The following is a 16,336-nucleotide window of genomic DNA, read 5'->3' on the forward strand; positions in this document are numbered from 1 at the left end:
AAACGAAAATCGGCTTGCGAGGTGGTTCTTTATTCATGCGCCGATTTTAACTTATCAGTAGAAACTTGTGAAATAATTTTGTTTATTACTTAGTATTTCATGGCTGCCCGTGTGGAAGTTGAAAATGAATGTCAACCAAAAAATCTAGTGCTGCGCACATCACTTGTCAATCGACCAGGAGACAGTTCAGATTAGGGTATTCCCGCATTTTCGTATTTTTCTTTCTACCATTTCGGCGCTGTGCTGGGCGGGACAATTGCGATGTCCCGGCAAAGCCAGTGTCCCTTGGCACCATAGGTTGTGGTGCGAAAGTGGGCGGCATGTCGATGATTGACCATAAGCCGCATGCCGTTTCGTGCGTCGCCGTGGAGCCTGTCGATCTGGTGGTGCTATTCACTCCAGCTGCCATGAGGACGGGGGATGATCATCCCTCCAGTCACTGTGAGGGCCGAAGGCCCGCGGCAATCCATGGAGCCTTGGCAACAACGCCTGCGCACACCGCAGTGGACAGGATTGGATTGCCGCGCCCCTGCGGGGCTCGCACTGACGGGTTTCTTCGCAACGGCCAAAATGACCGCCGGCGCCCTCGTGGGTGCTCAGCGCAGCCGAATGAACAATCTGGGTTTACTCGAACAGCATGCCGTTCGTGCCCAAGGCGTCGTCCAGGCGCTGCACCAGGGTTTGCAGGCGCTGGCTTGCGCTGGGGGGCAGGGGCGTGGCGCCGGCTTCGGCCTGGGCGGCTGCGGCGGTGGCTGCGTTTTCGCGCTCGGCAAGCTCAAAGGCGAGGTTCAGCGCGGCGAGTACGGCGATGCGCTCGCGCACGCGCACCTTGCCGGCGTCGCGGATGCGCGTCATGGCGGTGTCCACGCGCTCCACGGCGTCGAGCAGGCGCGCCTCCTGGCCTTCGGGGCAGCTCAGCAGGTAGCTTTGCTGCAGGATTTGCACCTCGATCTGTTTCATGGCGCTTCCTTCGTGGGGGGCGTTTCGGGCAGGCGTTCGAGCAGCGCGTCCACGCGCGCGCGTGCGGCGCGCAGGCGCGAGGCGAGCGAGTCGCGCTCTTTGGTGAGGGCGGCCACCTGCTCGGTGAGCAGCGCGTTGCTGCGCTGCAGCTCGGCGTGGCGCTGCAGCAGGCGCTCGATGCGCTCGCCGATCTGGGTGATGGGGTCGTTGGGGGAGGCGGCGTCGTCCATGGCGCCGCAGATTGTAGAGGCGCGGCCATCATGTGCTGCCCCGCAAATAACCGAACATGAAATCGCGCCTTCGTGCTCAGGGCGGCGTTGCAAATCCTCGCGATAGCTGCGGCTATTGCTGCGGTTTGCGCCTTGCCCTGAACGCGAATCCATCGATTTCATTGCGTGCGGCTATTTGCAGTGCAGCACATTAGAATCCCCGCCGTTGGTGCTCGCGGCCCGGTTCAAGGGCTGCGGTTAAACGGGAAGCAGGGAGGGGCGCATCCACGATGCGTGCCGAGCCTGCGCTGCCCCCGCAACGGTCAGCGGACGAATCTTGCCGATTCCCTCTCCATCCTCACGCCACTGGATACCCTGAAAAGTATCTGGGAAGGCTTTGGAGGGTGTTCCGCCAGCCCGGATACCGGCCAACGAGGCGGCTTTGCAGGCGCTTTTTCCGCGTGCAAAGCCATTTTTACCCACAAGCCGGCGGGGAAGCCGGCGCGGGTGCTTCCCTCGACGGGATGTTCTCCATGAAAAATCGTCTCCCTTTTGCGCGCTCTGCCGTGCCCTTGCTGCGCGCGCCTGCGGCGTGCTGCGCCTTGTCTGCCCTTGCTGCGGCGCTGCCGAGCGCGCAGGCGCAAACCCTGGTCGCGCAGAATCTGCGCGCCCCTTCGCTGCAGGAGGTGGTGGTCACGGCCACGCGCGCGCCGCAGCCTTTGTCCGACCTGGTGGCGGACATGTCCATCGTCGATCGTGAAACCATCGAAAACAGCGGCGCCACGGGCGTGGCCGACGTGCTGGCGCGCCTGCCGGGCGTGGAAATTGCGCGCAACGGCGGGCCGGGCAATGCGACCAGCGTTTTTCTGCGTGGCGCCGAGTCGCGCTTCACGGCCGTGTATATCGACGGCGTGCGCGTGGATTCGCAATCCACGGGCGGCGCCTCGTGGGAGCAGATTCCGCTCGCGCAGATCGAGCGCATCGAGGTGCTGCGCGGGCCGGCCGCGGCAGTCTATGGCTCAGACGCCATCGGTGGCGTGATCCAGCTCTTCACGCGCAAGGGCGAAGGCCCGCCCGCGCCCTATGTGAGCGTGGGCGTGGGCAACCGTGGCACGCGCAAGCTCGAAGCCGGCGTGAGCGGCGCCACGGGCGTGGACAATGCCTTCGACTACGCTTTGAGCCTCGCGCACGAGCGCAGCGACGGCTGGGACATCCGCGCCGGCGTGCCGCACAACCCCGACCGCGACGGCTACCGCAGCACCTCGGGCCACGCGCGCCTGGGCTTGAAGATCGACGCGCGCCACCGGCTCGACGCGACCTTGCTTGGAAACCAGCTCAATTCGGGCTACGACGACTACATGTCGAGCGCCCCCACGCCCAGCACGCCGCTTGTCGACGACCGCAACAAGGAACGCCTGCGCACCGCCGGCCTGACCTGGACGGCCGACTGGACCGACGCCTACACCATGCGCCTGTCGGCCACCGACACCTTCAGCCGCTACGAGACCTCGCCCTCGCCCTACCTGACCGAAACGCGGCTGCGCAACTATCTTTGGCAAAACGACTACCGCCTCGGCGTGCACCGCTTCAGCGCCGCGCTCGAGCGCCGCGAGGACGAGCTCACGAACCCCGCGCTCGACGCCTGGAGCACGGCCATCCGCGGCAGCCGCGCGCAAAACGCCCTGGCGCTCGGCTACGGCCTGCATGCAGGCGCGCACACGCTGCAGCTGCACTGGCGCCACGACGACGACAGCGAGTTCGGCATCAAGAACACCGCGAGCGCCGCCTACGGCTACGCCTTTGCGCCGCATTGGCGCGCCACAGCGTCGTGGGGCTCGGCCTTTCGCGCGCCCACCCTCTACCAGCGTTTCAGCGAATACGGCAACCCCGCGCTGCAGCCCGAAACCAGCTACAACGCCGAGCTGGGCCTGCGCTACGACCAGGGCCACAGCAGCGCATCGCTCGTGGTCTATCGCAACCGCGTGAGCAACCTGATCAACTTCGTCGGCGCGGGCACCTGCGCCTCGGCCTACGGCTGCTATGCGAACACGGCGCACGCGCGCTACCAGGGCGTGACGCTGGCCGGCTCGCAGCGCTGGGGCGGGGTGCAGCTGCACGGCTCGATCGACTGGCAAGACCCGCGCAACCTCGACACCGACAAGCGTCTGGCACGCCGCGCGCAGCGCTACGCCACGCTGGGCGCAGATACGCGCCTGGCCGATTGGACGCTGGGCGGCGAAGTGCAGGCCGCAGGCCAGCGCTTCGACGACGCCGCGAACAAAACCCGGCTCGGCGGCTACACGCTCTTCAACCTGCACGCAAGCACGCCGGTGGCGCGCGACACGCAGCTGCTCGCGCGCGTGGACAACCTCGGCGACAAGCGCTACCAGCTCGCGAACACCTACGTGCCGCCGGGTCGCATGCTGTACGTGGGGCTCAAATGGGCGCCGCAGTGATGCCCGGCAATGGTGCCGCCGCGTGCGCTGCAGGCATCCTTGGCGCTGATGAAAATGGGAAGGAAAGACATGCATAGGGCACTTTCGGAGCTGGACATGGCTGACATGGCTGACATGGCTGACATGGGCCAAGGCGCTGTCGCCCGCTGCCCCGCCGTGCTGGTCACGGCCCCGGCTTCGGGGCAGGGCAAGACCACGATCACCGCTGCGCTGGCCCGGCTGCATGCGCGCCAGGGGCGGCGCGTGCGCGTGTTCAAGTGCGGGCCGGACTTCCTCGACCCGTTCTGGCACGAGCTGGCCAGCGGCGCGCCGGTGTACCAGCTCGACCTGTGGATGACGGGCGAAGCCGACTGCCGCGCACGCCTGCACGCGGCCGCGCAGGAGGCCGACCTGATCATCGTCGAGGGCGTGATGGGCCTGTACGACGGCGAGCCCAGCGCGGCCGACTTGGCGCTGCGCTTCGGCCTGCCGGTGCTTGCCGTGATCGACGCCGGCGCCATGGCTGGCACCTTCGGGGCCGTGGCGTATGGCTTGCAGCACTACCGCGCCGGGCTGCGCTGGGCCGGCGTGCTGGCCAACCGCGTGGGCAGCGAGCGCCACGCGGGCATGCTGCAAGCCAGCCTGCAAAATCCCGCACACTGGCTGGGCGCGCTGCTGCGCAATCCGGCGCTCACGCTGCCCGAGCGGCACCTGGGACTCGTGGCCGCGACAGAATTGGGCGATGCCATGGCGCGGCTCGACGCCGCGGCCGACGCGCTCGCCGCCACGCCGCTGGGCCAGATGGATGCTGTGCAGTTAGGAGCCTGGGCGGTGGACTTTCCGGCGCCTGCAGCGCGGCCCGTGGCTCCTTTGCTCGCCGGGCGCACCGTGGCCGTGGCGCGCGATGCGGCGTTTTGCTTCATCTACGCGGCCAATGTGCAGACGCTCGAGCAACTGGGCGCGCGCGTGGTGTTTTTCTCGCCGCTCGCGGATGCTGCACTGCCACCTTGCGACGCCGTCTGGCTGCCGGGCGGCTACCCCGAGCTGCACGCCGCGCAACTGCACGCCAACCAGCCGCTGCGCGCCGACCTGCACGCGCATGTGCAGGCGGGCAAGCCGCTGTGGGCCGAATGCGGCGGCATGGTGGCCTTGATGGATTCCATCCGCCAGCCCGATGGCCGCGTTCAGCCGCTGTGGGGGCTGCTTTCGGGCGAAGTCAGCATGCACACGCGCCTGGCCGCGCTCGGGCCGCAGCAGCTGGTCTGGCAGGGGCATTGTTTGCGCGGCCACACCTTCCACTATTCGACCTGCAGCAGCAGCGCACGCGAAGTCGCGCGCACCGCGGCGCCGGGCGCAGCACCCCGGGCCAAGGTGCGCGAGGTGGGCGAGGCGCTGTACCGGCATGGCAGCATCCATGCGAGCTACTTCCACGCCTGGTTTGCCTCGGCCCCGCAGGCCGTGGCCTTGCTGTTCGGCGCTGCGGGGGCAGACTGCGTGGCAGACGCGGAGAAAGCAGCATGTCCGTGATCGGCTCCCGTCACCCCACCAACGTCGCGCGCGAGCTCATCCTCGGCGGGCAGAAAAGCGGCAAATCACGCCGTGCCGAGCAGCTCGCCGCGGCCTGGCTCGCGCAGTCGCCTGCGCACCAGGCCGTGCTGATCGCCACCGCGCAGGCGCACGACGCCGAAATGTGCGAACGCATCGCGCGCCACCAGCGCGAGCGCGCGGCGCGCGTGCCGGGGCTGCGCACCGTAGAGGTGGCGCACGACCTGGCCGGTGCGCTCGCGGTGCATGGCAGCGCGCACACGCTCGTCGTGGTGGACTGCCTCACGCTCTGGCTCACGAACTGGCGCATGCCTTTCGATGATTTTGAGCAAAATAGGCATCTAACGCAGGACTGGCAAGCGCAGGAAGCTATGTTTTTGCAAGCATTGCAGCAATCCCCCGGCCCCGTGGTGCTGGTGGGCAACGAGATCGGCCTGGGCGTCATCCCGCTCGGGCCCGAGGTGCGCGCCTTCGTCGATGCGCTGGGCACGCTGAACCAGCGCGTGGCGCAGGTCTGCACGCGCGTCACGCTGATGGCCGCGGGCCTGCCGCTGCGCCTGAAGGAGTCCGAATGATGGGTGCATGTCGGCAGATCGTGCGCCAGGGCTGGTGGAACCACTTGGGGCATTGCTTTTGGCGTTGTTTTTGGCGTTGTTTTTGGCGCAGTGCTTGGGGCTTGTGCATGCTCGTCGCCAGCCTGCTTTGCGCTGGCGTGGCCGCAGCCCAGCCCGTGCAGATCACCGACGGGCGCGGCCGTATGGTGCGGCTGCCCGCGCCGCCGCAGCGCATCGTGAGCCTGCTGCCCTCGCTGAGCGAGAGCGTGTGTGCGCTCGGCGCTTGCGCGCGCCTTGTGGGTGTGGATCGCTACTCGAACTGGCCGCAAGAGCTCACGCGCCTGCCGCAGGTGGGTGGCGGGCTCGATCCGAATATCGAGGCCATCGTCGCGCTGCACCCCGACGTGGTGCTCGCGAGCGTGTCCTCGCGCACCAACGAACGGCTCGAGGCGCTGGGGCTCACCGTGGTCGCGCTCGAGCCCAAGACATATGCGCAGGTGCGGCAGGTGCTGGGCGTGCTCGGCGACTTGCTCGGCGTGCCGCCGGCGCAGGGCGCCGAGCGACTGTGGCGCGAGATTGACGCCGGCGTGCAGGCGGCAGCGCAGTCGCTGCCGGCCCGGGCACGAGGGGCGCGCGTGTATTTCGAGGTCAGCCGCGGGCCGTATGCGGCGAGCGAATCGTCCTTCATCGGCGAGACCTTGCAGCGCCTGGGCGCGCGCAACGTGGTGCCCGCGGCGCTGGGGCCGTTTCCGCGCCTGAACCCCGAGTACGTGGTGCGCGCGAACCCCGACGTGATCATGCTCGGCAACCGCAGCATGCAGGCACGCGCGCTCTACCCGGGCTGGGAGAGCATTCCCGCGGTGCGCGCGCAGCGCGTGTGCGTGTTCGACGCCGCCACGTCCGAACTCATCGTGCGCCCCGGCCCGCGCCTGGCCGAGGGCGCGCGTGCCATGGCGCGCTGCCTCGCAGACAAGCTGGGCCCTGCGCCCGGAGCCAAAGCGCCATGAAACGCGAAGCGCCCGCTGCCGCGCCGGCCCAAGTCCAAGCCCAAGCCCAAGCCCAAGCCCAAGCCCAAGCCCAAGCCCAAGCCCAAGCCCAAGCCCAAGCCCAAGCCCAAGTCCAAGCCCAAGCCCAAGTCCGAGCTGCAGCCCACGCTCCCGCTGCGGCCCCGCAGGGCCAAAGCCGCCGCGCGCTGCTGCTCGCCGTGGCGCTGCTGCTCGCAAGCAGCGCCTTGCTGCTGCTCGGCGCGAGCGTGGGCAGCACGGGTTTTACGAGCCTGCTGCAGCAAGGGCAGGACGCGGTGGCGCGCCAAATCGTCTGGGACATCCGTCTGCCGCGCACGCTGGGCGCGTGGCTTGCGGGCGCGCTGCTGGGGCTTGCGGGCGCGGTGGCGCAAGGGCTGTTTCGCAACCCGCTGGCCGATCCGTACCTGCTCGGCAGCGCCTCGGGCGCGGCGCTCGGTGGCGCGCTCGCGCTCGCTGTGTTCGGCGTGGTGCCGGCGGGTGGCGTGCCCTGGCTTGCGCGCTTGGGTGTCCAACTGGGCATCAACGGCATGGCTTTCGTGGGCGCGGCGGCGGCGGTCTTGCTCACGCTCGCGCTGGCACGTGGCGTGCAGCACACGCTGCGCCTGTTGCTCGCGGGCGTGATCGTGGGCGTGGTGCTGGGCGCGGCGCGCGATCTGGTGGAGCTGGCCTCGCCCGACATCCTGCAGGCCATGCAGGCGTTTACGCTGGGCAGCACCAGCTTCGTCGGCTGGCTGGCCTGCGCGCTCATGGCGGCGGCCTGGGGCCTGTGCCTGCTGCTTGCGGCGGCGCTGGCGCGCGCGCTCGACGGCCTCACGCTGGGCGAGGCCACGGCCGCAAGCCTGGGCCTGCCGCTCGCACCCATGCGCGCCGGGCTCGTGGCGGTGCTGGCGCTGGCCACGGGCACGGCGGTGGCGCAGACGGGGCTGATCGCCTTCGTCGGCCTGGCCGCGCCGCACCTCGTGCGCACCCTGGTGCGCACCACCTCTGCGCGCCACATCGCGCTTGCGAGCCTCATGGGCGCGGTGCTGTTGCTCGCCGCCGACATCCTCGCGCGCTGGGTGCTTGCGCCGCAGGAGCTGCCCGTGGGCGTGCTCACTGCGGCGCTTGGCGGAAGCTACCTGCTGTGGCGCATGCACCGGCGCAGCGCAAGCGGGGGATTGCTATGACGAACATAGCTATCAGCGCGCAGCAGATCAGCGTCAGCATCGAAAAACACCCCATACTGCAAGGCATCAGCCTGGCGCTGCCCGCAGGGCGCTGGACCAGCATCGTCGGGCCCAACGGCGCCGGCAAATCGACGCTGCTGCGCACGCTCGCGGGCCTGCAGCCCTGCATGGGGCAGGTGCAGCTGCTGGGCCGCCCGCTTGCGCACTGGCCGCGGCGTGAGCGCGCACGCACGCTGGCCTGGCTCGGGCAGAACGAGGCCGTGGCCGACGAGCTCACGGTGCACGATGTGGTGCTGCTCGGGCGCCTGCCGCACCGGCCCTGGCTCGCGGCGCCCAGCGCTGCCGACCTTGCCGCCGTCGAGCAGGCCTTGCGCGCCACGCAAGCCTGGGACTGGCGCGCGCGCGGCCTGGGGCAGCTCTCGGGCGGCGAGCGCCAGCGCGTGCTGCTGGCGCGTGCGCTCGCGGTGCAGGCGCCGGTGCTGCTCATGGACGAGCCGCTCGCCAACCTCGACCCGCCGCACCAGGCCGACTGGCTACAGCTCGTGCGCGCGCTGGTCGCGCAGGGCGCCACCGTGGTCAGCGTGCTACATGAAATCTCGCTCGCCTTGCAGGCCGACGACATGCTGGTGCTCGCCCAGGGGCGCGTCGTGCACCACGGCGCCTGCGCCGATGCAGCCACGCAACGCGCGCTCGAGCAGGTGTTCGACGGGCGCATCGCCATCCACGCGCTGCAGGGGCAGTGGGTGGCGGTGCTGAAATAGCAAAGTTCCGATGCCCTGGCGCCGCGCACCATCCGCCGTACCGTTCCCCCATTTTTGACCGCCACATTTTCAGGAGCCCCCATGGACATCCAAACCCCACCGACCGAAAAACCCTACGAGCCCCCCGCGGGCGAGCGCCGCGGCCTCGTCATCGTCAACACCGGCGACGGCAAGGGCAAGAGCACGGCGGCCTTCGGTCTCGCGCTGCGCGCGCATGGCCGCGGCAAGGCCGTCAAGATCTACCAATTCATGAAAGTGCCGAGCGCGCGCTTTGGCGAGCACCGCGTGTTCGAGCAGCTCGGCGTGCCCGTGGAGGGCCTGGGCGACGGCTTCAGCTGGAAAAGCCAGGACCTGGAACGCTCCGCCCAGCTCGCGCGCGACGGCTGGGAACGCGCCAAGGCCAGCATCCTGAGCGGCGAGTATTTTCTGGTCGTGCTTGACGAAATCACCTACCCGCTGATCTACGGCTGGCTGCCGCTCGAAGACGTGCTGCACACCCTGCGCACGCGCCCCAAAGACGTGCACGTGGTGCTCACGGGCCGCAACTGCCCGCAGGAAATCATCGACATCGCCGACACCGTGACCGAGATGCGCCTCGTCAAACACGCCTTCAATGCCGGCGTGCCGGCGCAGCGGGGGATAGAGGATTGATGTCATGATGCGTCTTGCGCATCCCTGCAAAGCCGCTCTCCATGCCCCTCGCCACCCACACCTACCCCAGTCCGCTCGGCGACTTGCTCGCCGTGTTTACCGCGCGTGGGCTCGGGCTGCTCGAGTTTGCGGGCCAGCCGCGCGTAGAGCGTGAGCTGGCACAAGTGCAGGCCGCGCGCGGCGATGCGGCGCTTGAGTCAACCGCGCTGCACGCCTGGACGGCACAGCTCGGCCTCGAACTTTCCGAATACTTCGCGGGCCGGCGGCGCCGGTTCGAACTGCCGCTGGACCTGGTGGGCACGCCGTTTCAGCAGCGCGTGTGGCAGGCGCTGCGCGCCATCCCCTACGGCCAGACCTGGAGCTACGCGCAGCAGGCGAAGCACATCGGCCAGCCCAGCGCCACGCGCGCCGTGGCCGCGGCCAATGGGCAGAACAAGATCAGCATCGTCGTGCCCTGCCACCGCGTGATCGGCAGCAAGGGCCAGCTCACCGGCTACGGCGGCGGCCTGCCGCGCAAGGCGTGGCTGCTGAGGTTGGAGCAGGGGACGGAGCAAGGATTGGAGCCGGGGCAGCAAGCCGCGCCGCCCGCATCACCACTGGGGGTGGGTGGGGCGTGAAGTGTTCTCAAAATGGCTACGAATGCAGCCGATCTGAGAACACCTGCACCGCTGCGGCCCCAGGCTGGGCCTTGGTTGCCATGCGCCACAATGCCTTTGTGCCTCGACTGTGCTCCTGCGTGTGTTCAGACTAAACCGACCCACGCTTGCACCGCATCAGACCGCGGATGCACCCAAACCCAAAAAGCGCGCGAGTGGACCGAGATGTGGGAAGACCCAGAGATCGAGCGCCAGCACGCTCAGCATGGACAGGCCGAGCAGGGGCAGCACCAGCCCCAGGGCGACCATGAGCAGTGTCAGCGATGCCGAAGGTCGATAACCTGCCCGTCGCGGCGGCGCGCCGAGCCGGCCGGGCGGGCGGCGGCGCCACCACAGCACCAAGCCACTGACGCTGACCGTCACGAGCCCCACCGCGGTGAAGACGCCCAGGGCCTGGTTGAGCCAGCCGAACATTTGGCCCTCATGGATCGCAACGCCATAGCCTACGAGCCGGTCGATGAACGGCTGCTGGGCAAAAGTGGCGCGCGAGACGATGCGGCCCGTGGTCGCGTCGAGCTCCACGGTTTCGCGCAGTGGCCGGTTTTGCGCATCGGAGCGGGCGACCCAATGGCCGCCGGGCATATCCGGTGGCACCAGCAGTGCCGGTGCCGCGAGCCCTAGGGCGGATGCTGCGGGCGCCAGGCGGTCAAGTGCCTCTAGCGCCTCGTGGTCGAGCGCCTTGCCGTGCGTGCCTCCGTGCTGAAAGCGCCGCGCCTGGTGCTTGGCATGGCGCGCGGCAGCTTCGTCCTCGCTGCCCGTACTCCAGTCCTGGTGAATGGCCATGCCGGCGCTCCATTCGCGCACTTCCCTCAGCATGCTGCCCCAGGACTTGGCCCATGGCAGGCCGGAGACGAGCAAAAACAAAGTGAAGGCTGCGACCCAAAAGCCGACAATGGCGTGCAAATCTCGCCACCACGGGCGCCCTTGCAACCGCAGTCGCGGATAGACCAAGCCGCCAAGGCCGCCGCCCTGACGCGGCCACCAAAGGTACAGCCCGGTCAAAATCATCACGATCGCCCATGAGGCGGCAAGCTCCACCAGCATTGAGCCTTTGTTGCCGAGCAACAATTCACCGTGCAGATTGAACAGCAGGCGCGTAAAGCGACTGTCTTCAGGCAGCACCTGCAGCACTTCGCTGGTTTGCGGGTGTACGTACACCCGAAAGAGCTCGCGCCCCTTGCCCACGAGCACTTGCGTTGCGCCATCGGCCGCCAATGGCAACTCATAACCGTCCAGCATGGCCCCTGGCACGGCAGCCAGAGCTGCATGCACCTGCGCCGAGGGCGGTGCCGCAGGTCCGTGCATGGGCAGGTGAGCAAAAGGCCGGTCTATCCAGGCGTCGATCTGTGGCTTGAACAGGTACATCGCGCCCGTACAGGCCAGCCAGAGCACGAAGGGAATGCAAAACAAACCGGCATAAAAATGCCAGTGCCACACGGTGGCGTAGCCAAGGCGCATGCGCACACGCGCCGGGCGGGCAGCAGTTTGGGATGTTGTCATGGACGGGTCTCCTCATGCGGGCCGAGGCCCGCGTGCCTATCAGAACGTGGCGCGCAGCCCCACGGTCAGATTGAACGGCATGCCCCGCGCCGGAATGGTGCCCGAAGCCGAAGTGTTCACGGCGCCGCTGGGCGTGTAGCTCAAGCCCTGGTCGTAGTAGGACTTGTCGCCGATGTTTTGTGCGAAGGCGTAGAGCTCGACCATCTTGCTGTGCTTGTAAACCACGCCCAGATCGGCCAGCGTCGCCCCGTCGTTGACCTGGGTGTGTGCGGTGTTGTTCCAGTAGTCGGGGAAGGCCTTCACCTGCAAGGTGAAGCTCAGTTTGGGGCTGGCCTGCCACGTCGCGCCGAGGTTCGCGCTCCACAGCGGAACCTGCCCGAGCTGCTGGAACACCGGGTCCGATGCCACCTTGGACGACGTTAGGTAGGCGGCGGTGCGCGCAAAGCCGCCTGTGAGCGTGAGCGTTTCGAGCGCGCGCCAAGTACCCAGCACCTCGAAGCCGCGCAGCGTCGCGTCGCCGCCGTTCACGTATTGCTTGAGCGTGTTGGCCGAGGTCACGCCCGTGTTGCAATAGTTGTTCGCCGCCGCGCAGCCGGTCTGCACGGTCGAATAGTCGATGTAATTTTTGAGCTTGTTGTGGAAGTACGTCAGCGCGAGGTCGAAGTCCTGGCGTTTGAAGTCGACACCAAACTCGTAGCCCAGATTGGTCTGGGGCTGCAGACCCGTGTTCGGGATGGTGTAGTTGCTGCCGCCCACAAAGCTGCGGTACATCTGGTTGAGCCCCGGCGCCGAGAAGTTCTGATAGGCCGCAGCGCGCAAGTCCCAGGCCGAGCCTAGGTAATACTTCGCCCCCAACCGGCCGTCGAAGCGGTGAAACGAGGTGTCAGCCAAGTCATTCGCGATGGCACTGCCGCGATAGTTGCCATTGATGCTCGCGTTGTTGGCTTGCCAAAAATCCTCGCGCAGCCCCAGTGTCACATCCAGCGGTATAGCTTCGGGTCTGTAGGTGCCTTGCAGAAACAATCCTTCGAACTGGTGTACGGCCTGCGAGGTCAGGTTGCCCTGGTAGCCTGCGGCGCTAAAAAGATTGAGCGGGTCATTCGTCGAAATGCGCCGCAAGTCCAGGCCGACCTTGATGTCTTTGATAGGCCCGTACTCGGTCTGCAGATAGACCGTTGCCCCGGCGCTGCTGTAGGTGGCGTTCTCGCGCTGGCTCACGTAGGGCACCCCTGCCTGTGGCGACGCCAGCGAGTATGACGGGTTCGACGCGTTTTGCGTGAACATCATGCTGCGCTGGAACCAGCCGCTCGCGTTCAGGCTCGACGTGTCGGACAAGCGCGACTGCCCGCCAAAGGAAAGCCGGTAGGTGTCCCAATGGTTGTGCGCAATGTCGTAAGTCAGGCCGTTTTCGCGCGTCTGGCTGGCCTGGAGCTTGACGAAGTATTGCGATGCCGCGCTGGGTGTGTAGCGCGCAATGGCATTGAAGTTGCTCACCTGTGAGGCGGTAGAAACCATGGCGGGATTGCGGTACTGCTGCGGCGTTGCGTTGTAGCCGTCCGAGTCGCTGCCGTCGAAACTCAAGCCGATTTTCAGGTCGTCGCTGGGTGCAAAGCCCACGCTGGCGTCCAGCGTCTTGGTGTTGAAGCTGCCATAGCCTACCTCCAGGCGTTTCTCGCCGGCGACGGGCGCGCGCGTCACGATGTTGATCACGCCACCCATGGCCATGTTGCCCCACAGGCTCGTGGCCCCGCCGCCGCGGATGATTTCGATGCGCTCGATCGAACTTTTGGGGATTTGCGCCCAGTTCACGGTGCGAAAGTACGGATCATTGACGGGAATGCCATCGAGCAGCACCAGCGTAAGGCCATTGGTCGAGGTGCCAAAGCCGCGGATGCTCAGCACCTGCCCCGTGGGGTGCAATTGGGTGCTGGGCTGGGTGGGCACGAAGATGCCGGGGATTTTGTTCAGGATCTGATCGACCGTCGTCTCGGGTGCGCGCTCAATGACCTCACGCGGGATCACGGTCGTGCTGATGTCCATGTCCTCGAGTTGCGTGCCGCGGCTCGCGCCGACCGTCACGGCTTCGAGCTGCCCGGCCACAGGGCTGGGTGCAGAGCTGGCCGTGGCGCCCTGCGCTGCGCCGGTAGTTTGCGCGAACGCTGGCGCGGCACAAAGGCTTGCGATGAAGCATGCGGTGCCCACCCTGGCAAAAACGGAAACGGGCTGGACGTAAGGAAAGGATTGATCGGTGTGCATGGTCTGTGCTTTGGAATCTTGGGGCCTGCGGTACGTGCCCGCGCCAGGCACAGGCGGGTGCGCGCACGGCGTGCGAAATGACGCACGAAATGACGCGCAAACGCTGCCTATCGGCTATCGGCGGGCGGGAAAGGAGGGCGCCTGGCTGCGCGTGGGGGGCGGCTCGGTATTCAAACCAGTCCGACCAGCCGCGCGTGGCTTCCATCGCTACAAGGCGGGAAGTCGCAAACCAGGGCGCAGAAAAGCTCAGACCAACGCTGGAGGGCCGCGCAGTGGCGGCAGCGGGGTGGCAACCTGCAGAAAATGTCCAGCAGCCACCCAATGCGGCACCGGGTTTTGGGCCTGCCGCAACGCACCATGCGCCCCTTCTTGAGGGAGTGGCAGCAGGGCCGGCAGGCAAAGCGCGCAATGCAGCGACGCTACGCCCAGGGCATCAGAACCGTCAGAAGAAGCGCCGTCGGAATGGAAGCCGCCGCTTGCGCTGCAGACCACCATGTCGCTTGCGTGGGACGGCATCCACGGCGCCAGCATCGTGATCCACTGCGCCAGCGCAAAGCACAGGCCCAGCCAGAAGGCGGCTGTGCGCTGTGCCGGCAGAGGCGGGGCGGATCGGCTTTGCATGCGCGGTATTGTCACAGATTGGTTGCAAATACGTGACGGATGTCAAGAAACGCTGCGCACAACGCGCGTAATGGATACTCTGTCTGGACTTACGCAAACAAGGATGCAGCAAAGTGCTTTGCCATGGGGCGTGCGCCTTGCCTGACCCCGATTTGCGCAAGTCGTGTCTGTATTTTCCCCGCTTACCCACCCCCATGCCCCTGTCCTGGAACGAAATCAAGTCGCGCGCCATGGCGTTCAGCCGCCAGTGGCAGGACGCGGCCGACGAAAAGCAGCAGTCCATCCCGTTCTGGATCGACTTTTTTGAAATCTTCGGCCTCACCAATCGACGTGTGGCCAGCTTCGAGCACGCCGTCAAAAAGCACGGCGGCGGGCAGGGCTATGTCGATCTGTTCTGGCCGGGGCAGATGCTGGTGCAGGGGGCTTCGTCTTTCCTTCAAAGGGGTCATGGGGACGTATCGGAGAGAAAAAGGGATGGACTTTGATGCCATTTTTAACTAAGATGAAAGCCAAATGGCTTTAACCCAGATTGTCCATTAGGCGGTGCTGCGCACCTACGCGGGCGCTGGCGGACGTCTGACGGTCATTTTGGCCGCGGCTTCGTCGTCCATGGCACCGGCCATGCACTCCTCAGCCGCGACCAAACTGCCTCGCCAGCCGTCTCGCCATCATCCCGCGTCCTAATGGACAATCTGGGTTTAACCCAACAGGAGTCATCATGACAACCGCCAGTCTGGAACCCGCATTTGTTTCGGCGGTGCAACTCCTCGGTGGCGAGGGGGTACTGCAGGCCCAACCGCGGGTGGGCTTGGACTGGATTCCCTTGCTGCGTCGGGGCCTGCCAGCGGCCTCGGTCGACGCGCTGGTGCGCATCACGCGCATCACGCAGAGCGAACTGGCGCGCGCCCTGGCCATTCCCGAGCGCACCTTGGCCAGGCGCAAGCGTGAGGGGGCGCTGTCGCCGGAAGAATCGGCCAAGTTCGTGCGCTTTGCCCGCGTGCTCGAGCGCGCTGAAACCGTCTTTGAAGACCTCGAAAGCGCCCTGGGTTGGCTGCAAAGCCCGAATGTGGCACTCGGCGGGGCCACCCCGCTATCGCTGCTGGACACCGACATCGGGGAGGACAGCGTGCTCGACACTTTGGGGCGAATCGAGCATGGGGTGTTTGCCTGATGCCCACCGTCTGGCGCATCACCACTGCTCGCTTTGCGCAAAGCGCTTTCAGCGGCGAAGGCGCTCGGGCTTACGGCGGGCGCTGGAACCCCAAGGGCTGGGAGGTGGTCTATACCGCCGAATCCCAATCTCTGGCCTTGCTTGAACTGATGGTGCAAGACGAACCCCTGCGGGCGCACTATGTCCTGATTCCCGCACAGATACCTGACGACCTGGCACAGTCACGCATTGACGCCGATGGACTGCCGGCAGACTGGCGCACCCTCGGCACGAGGGAGGTTCTGCAATCGCTGGGGCTGGCCTGGCTCAAAAGTGCTCGGACGGCCGTATTGAACGTACCCAGCGCGGTGCTGCCCGCAGAGCGCAACTACCTGCTCAACCCACGCCACCCCGACTTTGCGCGCATCGTGATCGGTGAGCCGCAGTCCTTGCAGACCGATACACGACTGCTGCGCAATCTCGACACCCCCCTGTGATGGCCGGGTACCCAACCCACTCTTACGCAACCAAGCAGCCTGTCGGACTTTGGGCGTCGAAAGCGAGAAGGCGCCCCAGCGAGGCCAGTTTTTGCCGGATTCGCAGCCCCATAGTGGTGCTATGGGGCAAGAAGACGGTAAAAAATGGGCCGCTGCGGCGCATTCGCAGCCGACGATTCCAAAGTCCGACAGGCTGCAAGGGGCCAGCAAAGTGTTTTGCCCTGTGGCGAGCGCCTTGTCTGACCCCGATTTGCGCAAGTCGTGGAAAAAATGCTTGTAGGCCGCGCCGATGCATCGATTTTTGACGGCGTTCAGCGCATGGGATTTTTCAACGGCCTTTTGACGTCCCG

General features: G+C 66.7%; 16 protein-coding genes and 1 riboswitch. Of the genes, 12 read left to right on the top strand and 4 right to left on the bottom strand.

Translation table 11 applies throughout. From position 1 onward, the window contains the following. Window positions 1–624: 624 nt before the first annotated feature. Both DFR45_RS10220 and DFR45_RS10225 read right to left on the bottom strand, forming a co-directional pair. Entirely contained in the window at window positions 625–960 is a 336-nt protein-coding gene (locus DFR45_RS10220; RefSeq protein ID WP_114483649.1) for a cell division protein ZapA, read from the bottom strand. Beyond that, the gene (locus tag DFR45_RS10225) at window positions 957–1,190 is read right to left on the bottom strand and encodes a DUF904 domain-containing protein (RefSeq protein ID WP_114483650.1); all 234 of its coding nucleotides are present in this window, start codon (window positions 1,188–1,190) and stop codon (window positions 957–959) included. The genes DFR45_RS10220 and DFR45_RS10225 overlap by 4 nt, the downstream gene beginning before the upstream one ends. 189 nt (window positions 1,191–1,379) lie before the next feature. Then, a riboswitch (cobalamin riboswitch) is annotated at window positions 1,380–1,616 on the top strand. An 86-nt stretch (window positions 1,617–1,702) separates the two neighbouring features. Between DFR45_RS10225 and DFR45_RS10230 the strand changes: the two genes are divergently transcribed. The 8 genes from DFR45_RS10230 to DFR45_RS10265 all read left to right on the top strand — a co-directional run bounded on the left by DFR45_RS10230 (window position 1,703) and on the right by DFR45_RS10265 (window position 9,923). Then, a complete protein-coding gene (locus DFR45_RS10230; protein ID WP_114483774.1) occupies window positions 1,703–3,625 on the top strand; it encodes a TonB-dependent receptor domain-containing protein in 1,923 nt (640 codons plus the stop codon). A gap of 96 nt (window positions 3,626–3,721) precedes the next feature. Next, on the top strand, window positions 3,722–5,131 hold the full coding sequence (locus DFR45_RS10235; protein WP_241659423.1) for a cobyrinic acid a,c-diamide synthase CobB: 1,410 nt from the start codon (window positions 3,722–3,724) through the stop codon (window positions 5,129–5,131). After that, entirely contained in the window at window positions 5,122–5,724 is a 603-nt protein-coding gene (locus DFR45_RS10240; protein WP_114483651.1) for a bifunctional adenosylcobinamide kinase/adenosylcobinamide-phosphate guanylyltransferase, read from the top strand. Before DFR45_RS10235 ends, DFR45_RS10240 begins: the two co-directional genes overlap by 10 nt. A 107-nt stretch (window positions 5,725–5,831) precedes the next feature. Further along, a complete protein-coding gene (locus tag DFR45_RS10245) occupies window positions 5,832–6,710 on the top strand; it encodes an ABC transporter substrate-binding protein (RefSeq protein WP_241659421.1) in 879 nt (292 codons plus the stop codon). Continuing rightward, a complete protein-coding gene (locus tag DFR45_RS10250; protein WP_194161665.1) occupies window positions 6,707–7,894 on the top strand; it encodes a FecCD family ABC transporter permease in 1,188 nt (395 codons plus the stop codon). The genes DFR45_RS10245 and DFR45_RS10250 overlap by 4 nt, the downstream gene beginning before the upstream one ends. After that, window positions 7,891–8,655, top strand: a complete 765-nt coding sequence (locus tag DFR45_RS10255; protein WP_114483652.1) for an ABC transporter ATP-binding protein — start codon at window positions 7,891–7,893, stop codon at window positions 8,653–8,655. The genes DFR45_RS10250 and DFR45_RS10255 overlap by 4 nt, the downstream gene beginning before the upstream one ends. Before the next feature lie 81 nt (window positions 8,656–8,736). Beyond that, the gene (cobO, locus tag DFR45_RS10260; protein WP_114483653.1) at window positions 8,737–9,306 is read left to right on the top strand and encodes a cob(I)yrinic acid a,c-diamide adenosyltransferase; all 570 of its coding nucleotides are present in this window, start codon (window positions 8,737–8,739) and stop codon (window positions 9,304–9,306) included. A 41-nt stretch (window positions 9,307–9,347) separates the two neighbouring features. Continuing rightward, on the top strand, window positions 9,348–9,923 hold the full coding sequence (locus DFR45_RS10265; protein ID WP_114483654.1) for a methylated-DNA--[protein]-cysteine S-methyltransferase: 576 nt from the start codon (window positions 9,348–9,350) through the stop codon (window positions 9,921–9,923). Window positions 9,924–10,079: 156 nt separating this feature from the next. On the opposite strand, the gene DFR45_RS10270 is transcribed toward DFR45_RS10265, so the two are convergent. Both DFR45_RS10270 and DFR45_RS10275 read right to left on the bottom strand, forming a co-directional pair. Next, a complete protein-coding gene (locus tag DFR45_RS10270) occupies window positions 10,080–11,462 on the bottom strand; it encodes a PepSY-associated TM helix domain-containing protein (RefSeq protein ID WP_114483655.1) in 1,383 nt (460 codons plus the stop codon). A gap of 39 nt (window positions 11,463–11,501) precedes the next feature. Beyond that, complete coding sequence (locus DFR45_RS10275; RefSeq protein ID WP_114483656.1) at window positions 11,502–13,718, bottom strand: TonB-dependent receptor plug domain-containing protein; 2,217 nt, start codon at window positions 13,716–13,718, stop codon at window positions 11,502–11,504. 815 nt (window positions 13,719–14,533) lie between these two features. Here DFR45_RS10275 and DFR45_RS10285 point away from each other — a divergent pair. The 4 genes from DFR45_RS10285 (at window position 14,534) to DFR45_RS14530 (ending at window position 16,266) form a co-directional block, all read left to right on the top strand. Beyond that, window positions 14,534–14,824 (top strand): type IIL restriction-modification enzyme MmeI, encoded by a 291-nt coding sequence (locus DFR45_RS10285; RefSeq protein WP_114483658.1) that lies wholly within the window; start codon window positions 14,534–14,536, stop codon window positions 14,822–14,824. Window positions 14,825–15,057: 233 nt separating this feature from the next. Further along, window positions 15,058–15,510, top strand: a complete 453-nt coding sequence (gene parS, locus DFR45_RS10290) for a type II RES/Xre toxin-antitoxin system antitoxin (RefSeq protein WP_114483659.1) — start codon at window positions 15,058–15,060, stop codon at window positions 15,508–15,510. Continuing rightward, entirely contained in the window at window positions 15,510–15,986 is a 477-nt protein-coding gene (locus DFR45_RS10295) for an RES family NAD+ phosphorylase (protein ID WP_114483660.1), read from the top strand. The genes parS and DFR45_RS10295 overlap by 1 nt, the downstream gene beginning before the upstream one ends. Before the next feature lie 121 nt (window positions 15,987–16,107). Beyond that, entirely contained in the window at window positions 16,108–16,266 is a 159-nt protein-coding gene (locus tag DFR45_RS14530; protein ID WP_158637016.1) for a hypothetical protein, read from the top strand. Window positions 16,267–16,336: the final 70 nt, after the last annotated feature.

It is taken from the genome of Extensimonas vulgaris, from assembly GCF_003337425.1.
Taxonomy (GTDB): Bacteria; Pseudomonadota; Gammaproteobacteria; order Burkholderiales; family Burkholderiaceae_C; genus Extensimonas; species Extensimonas vulgaris.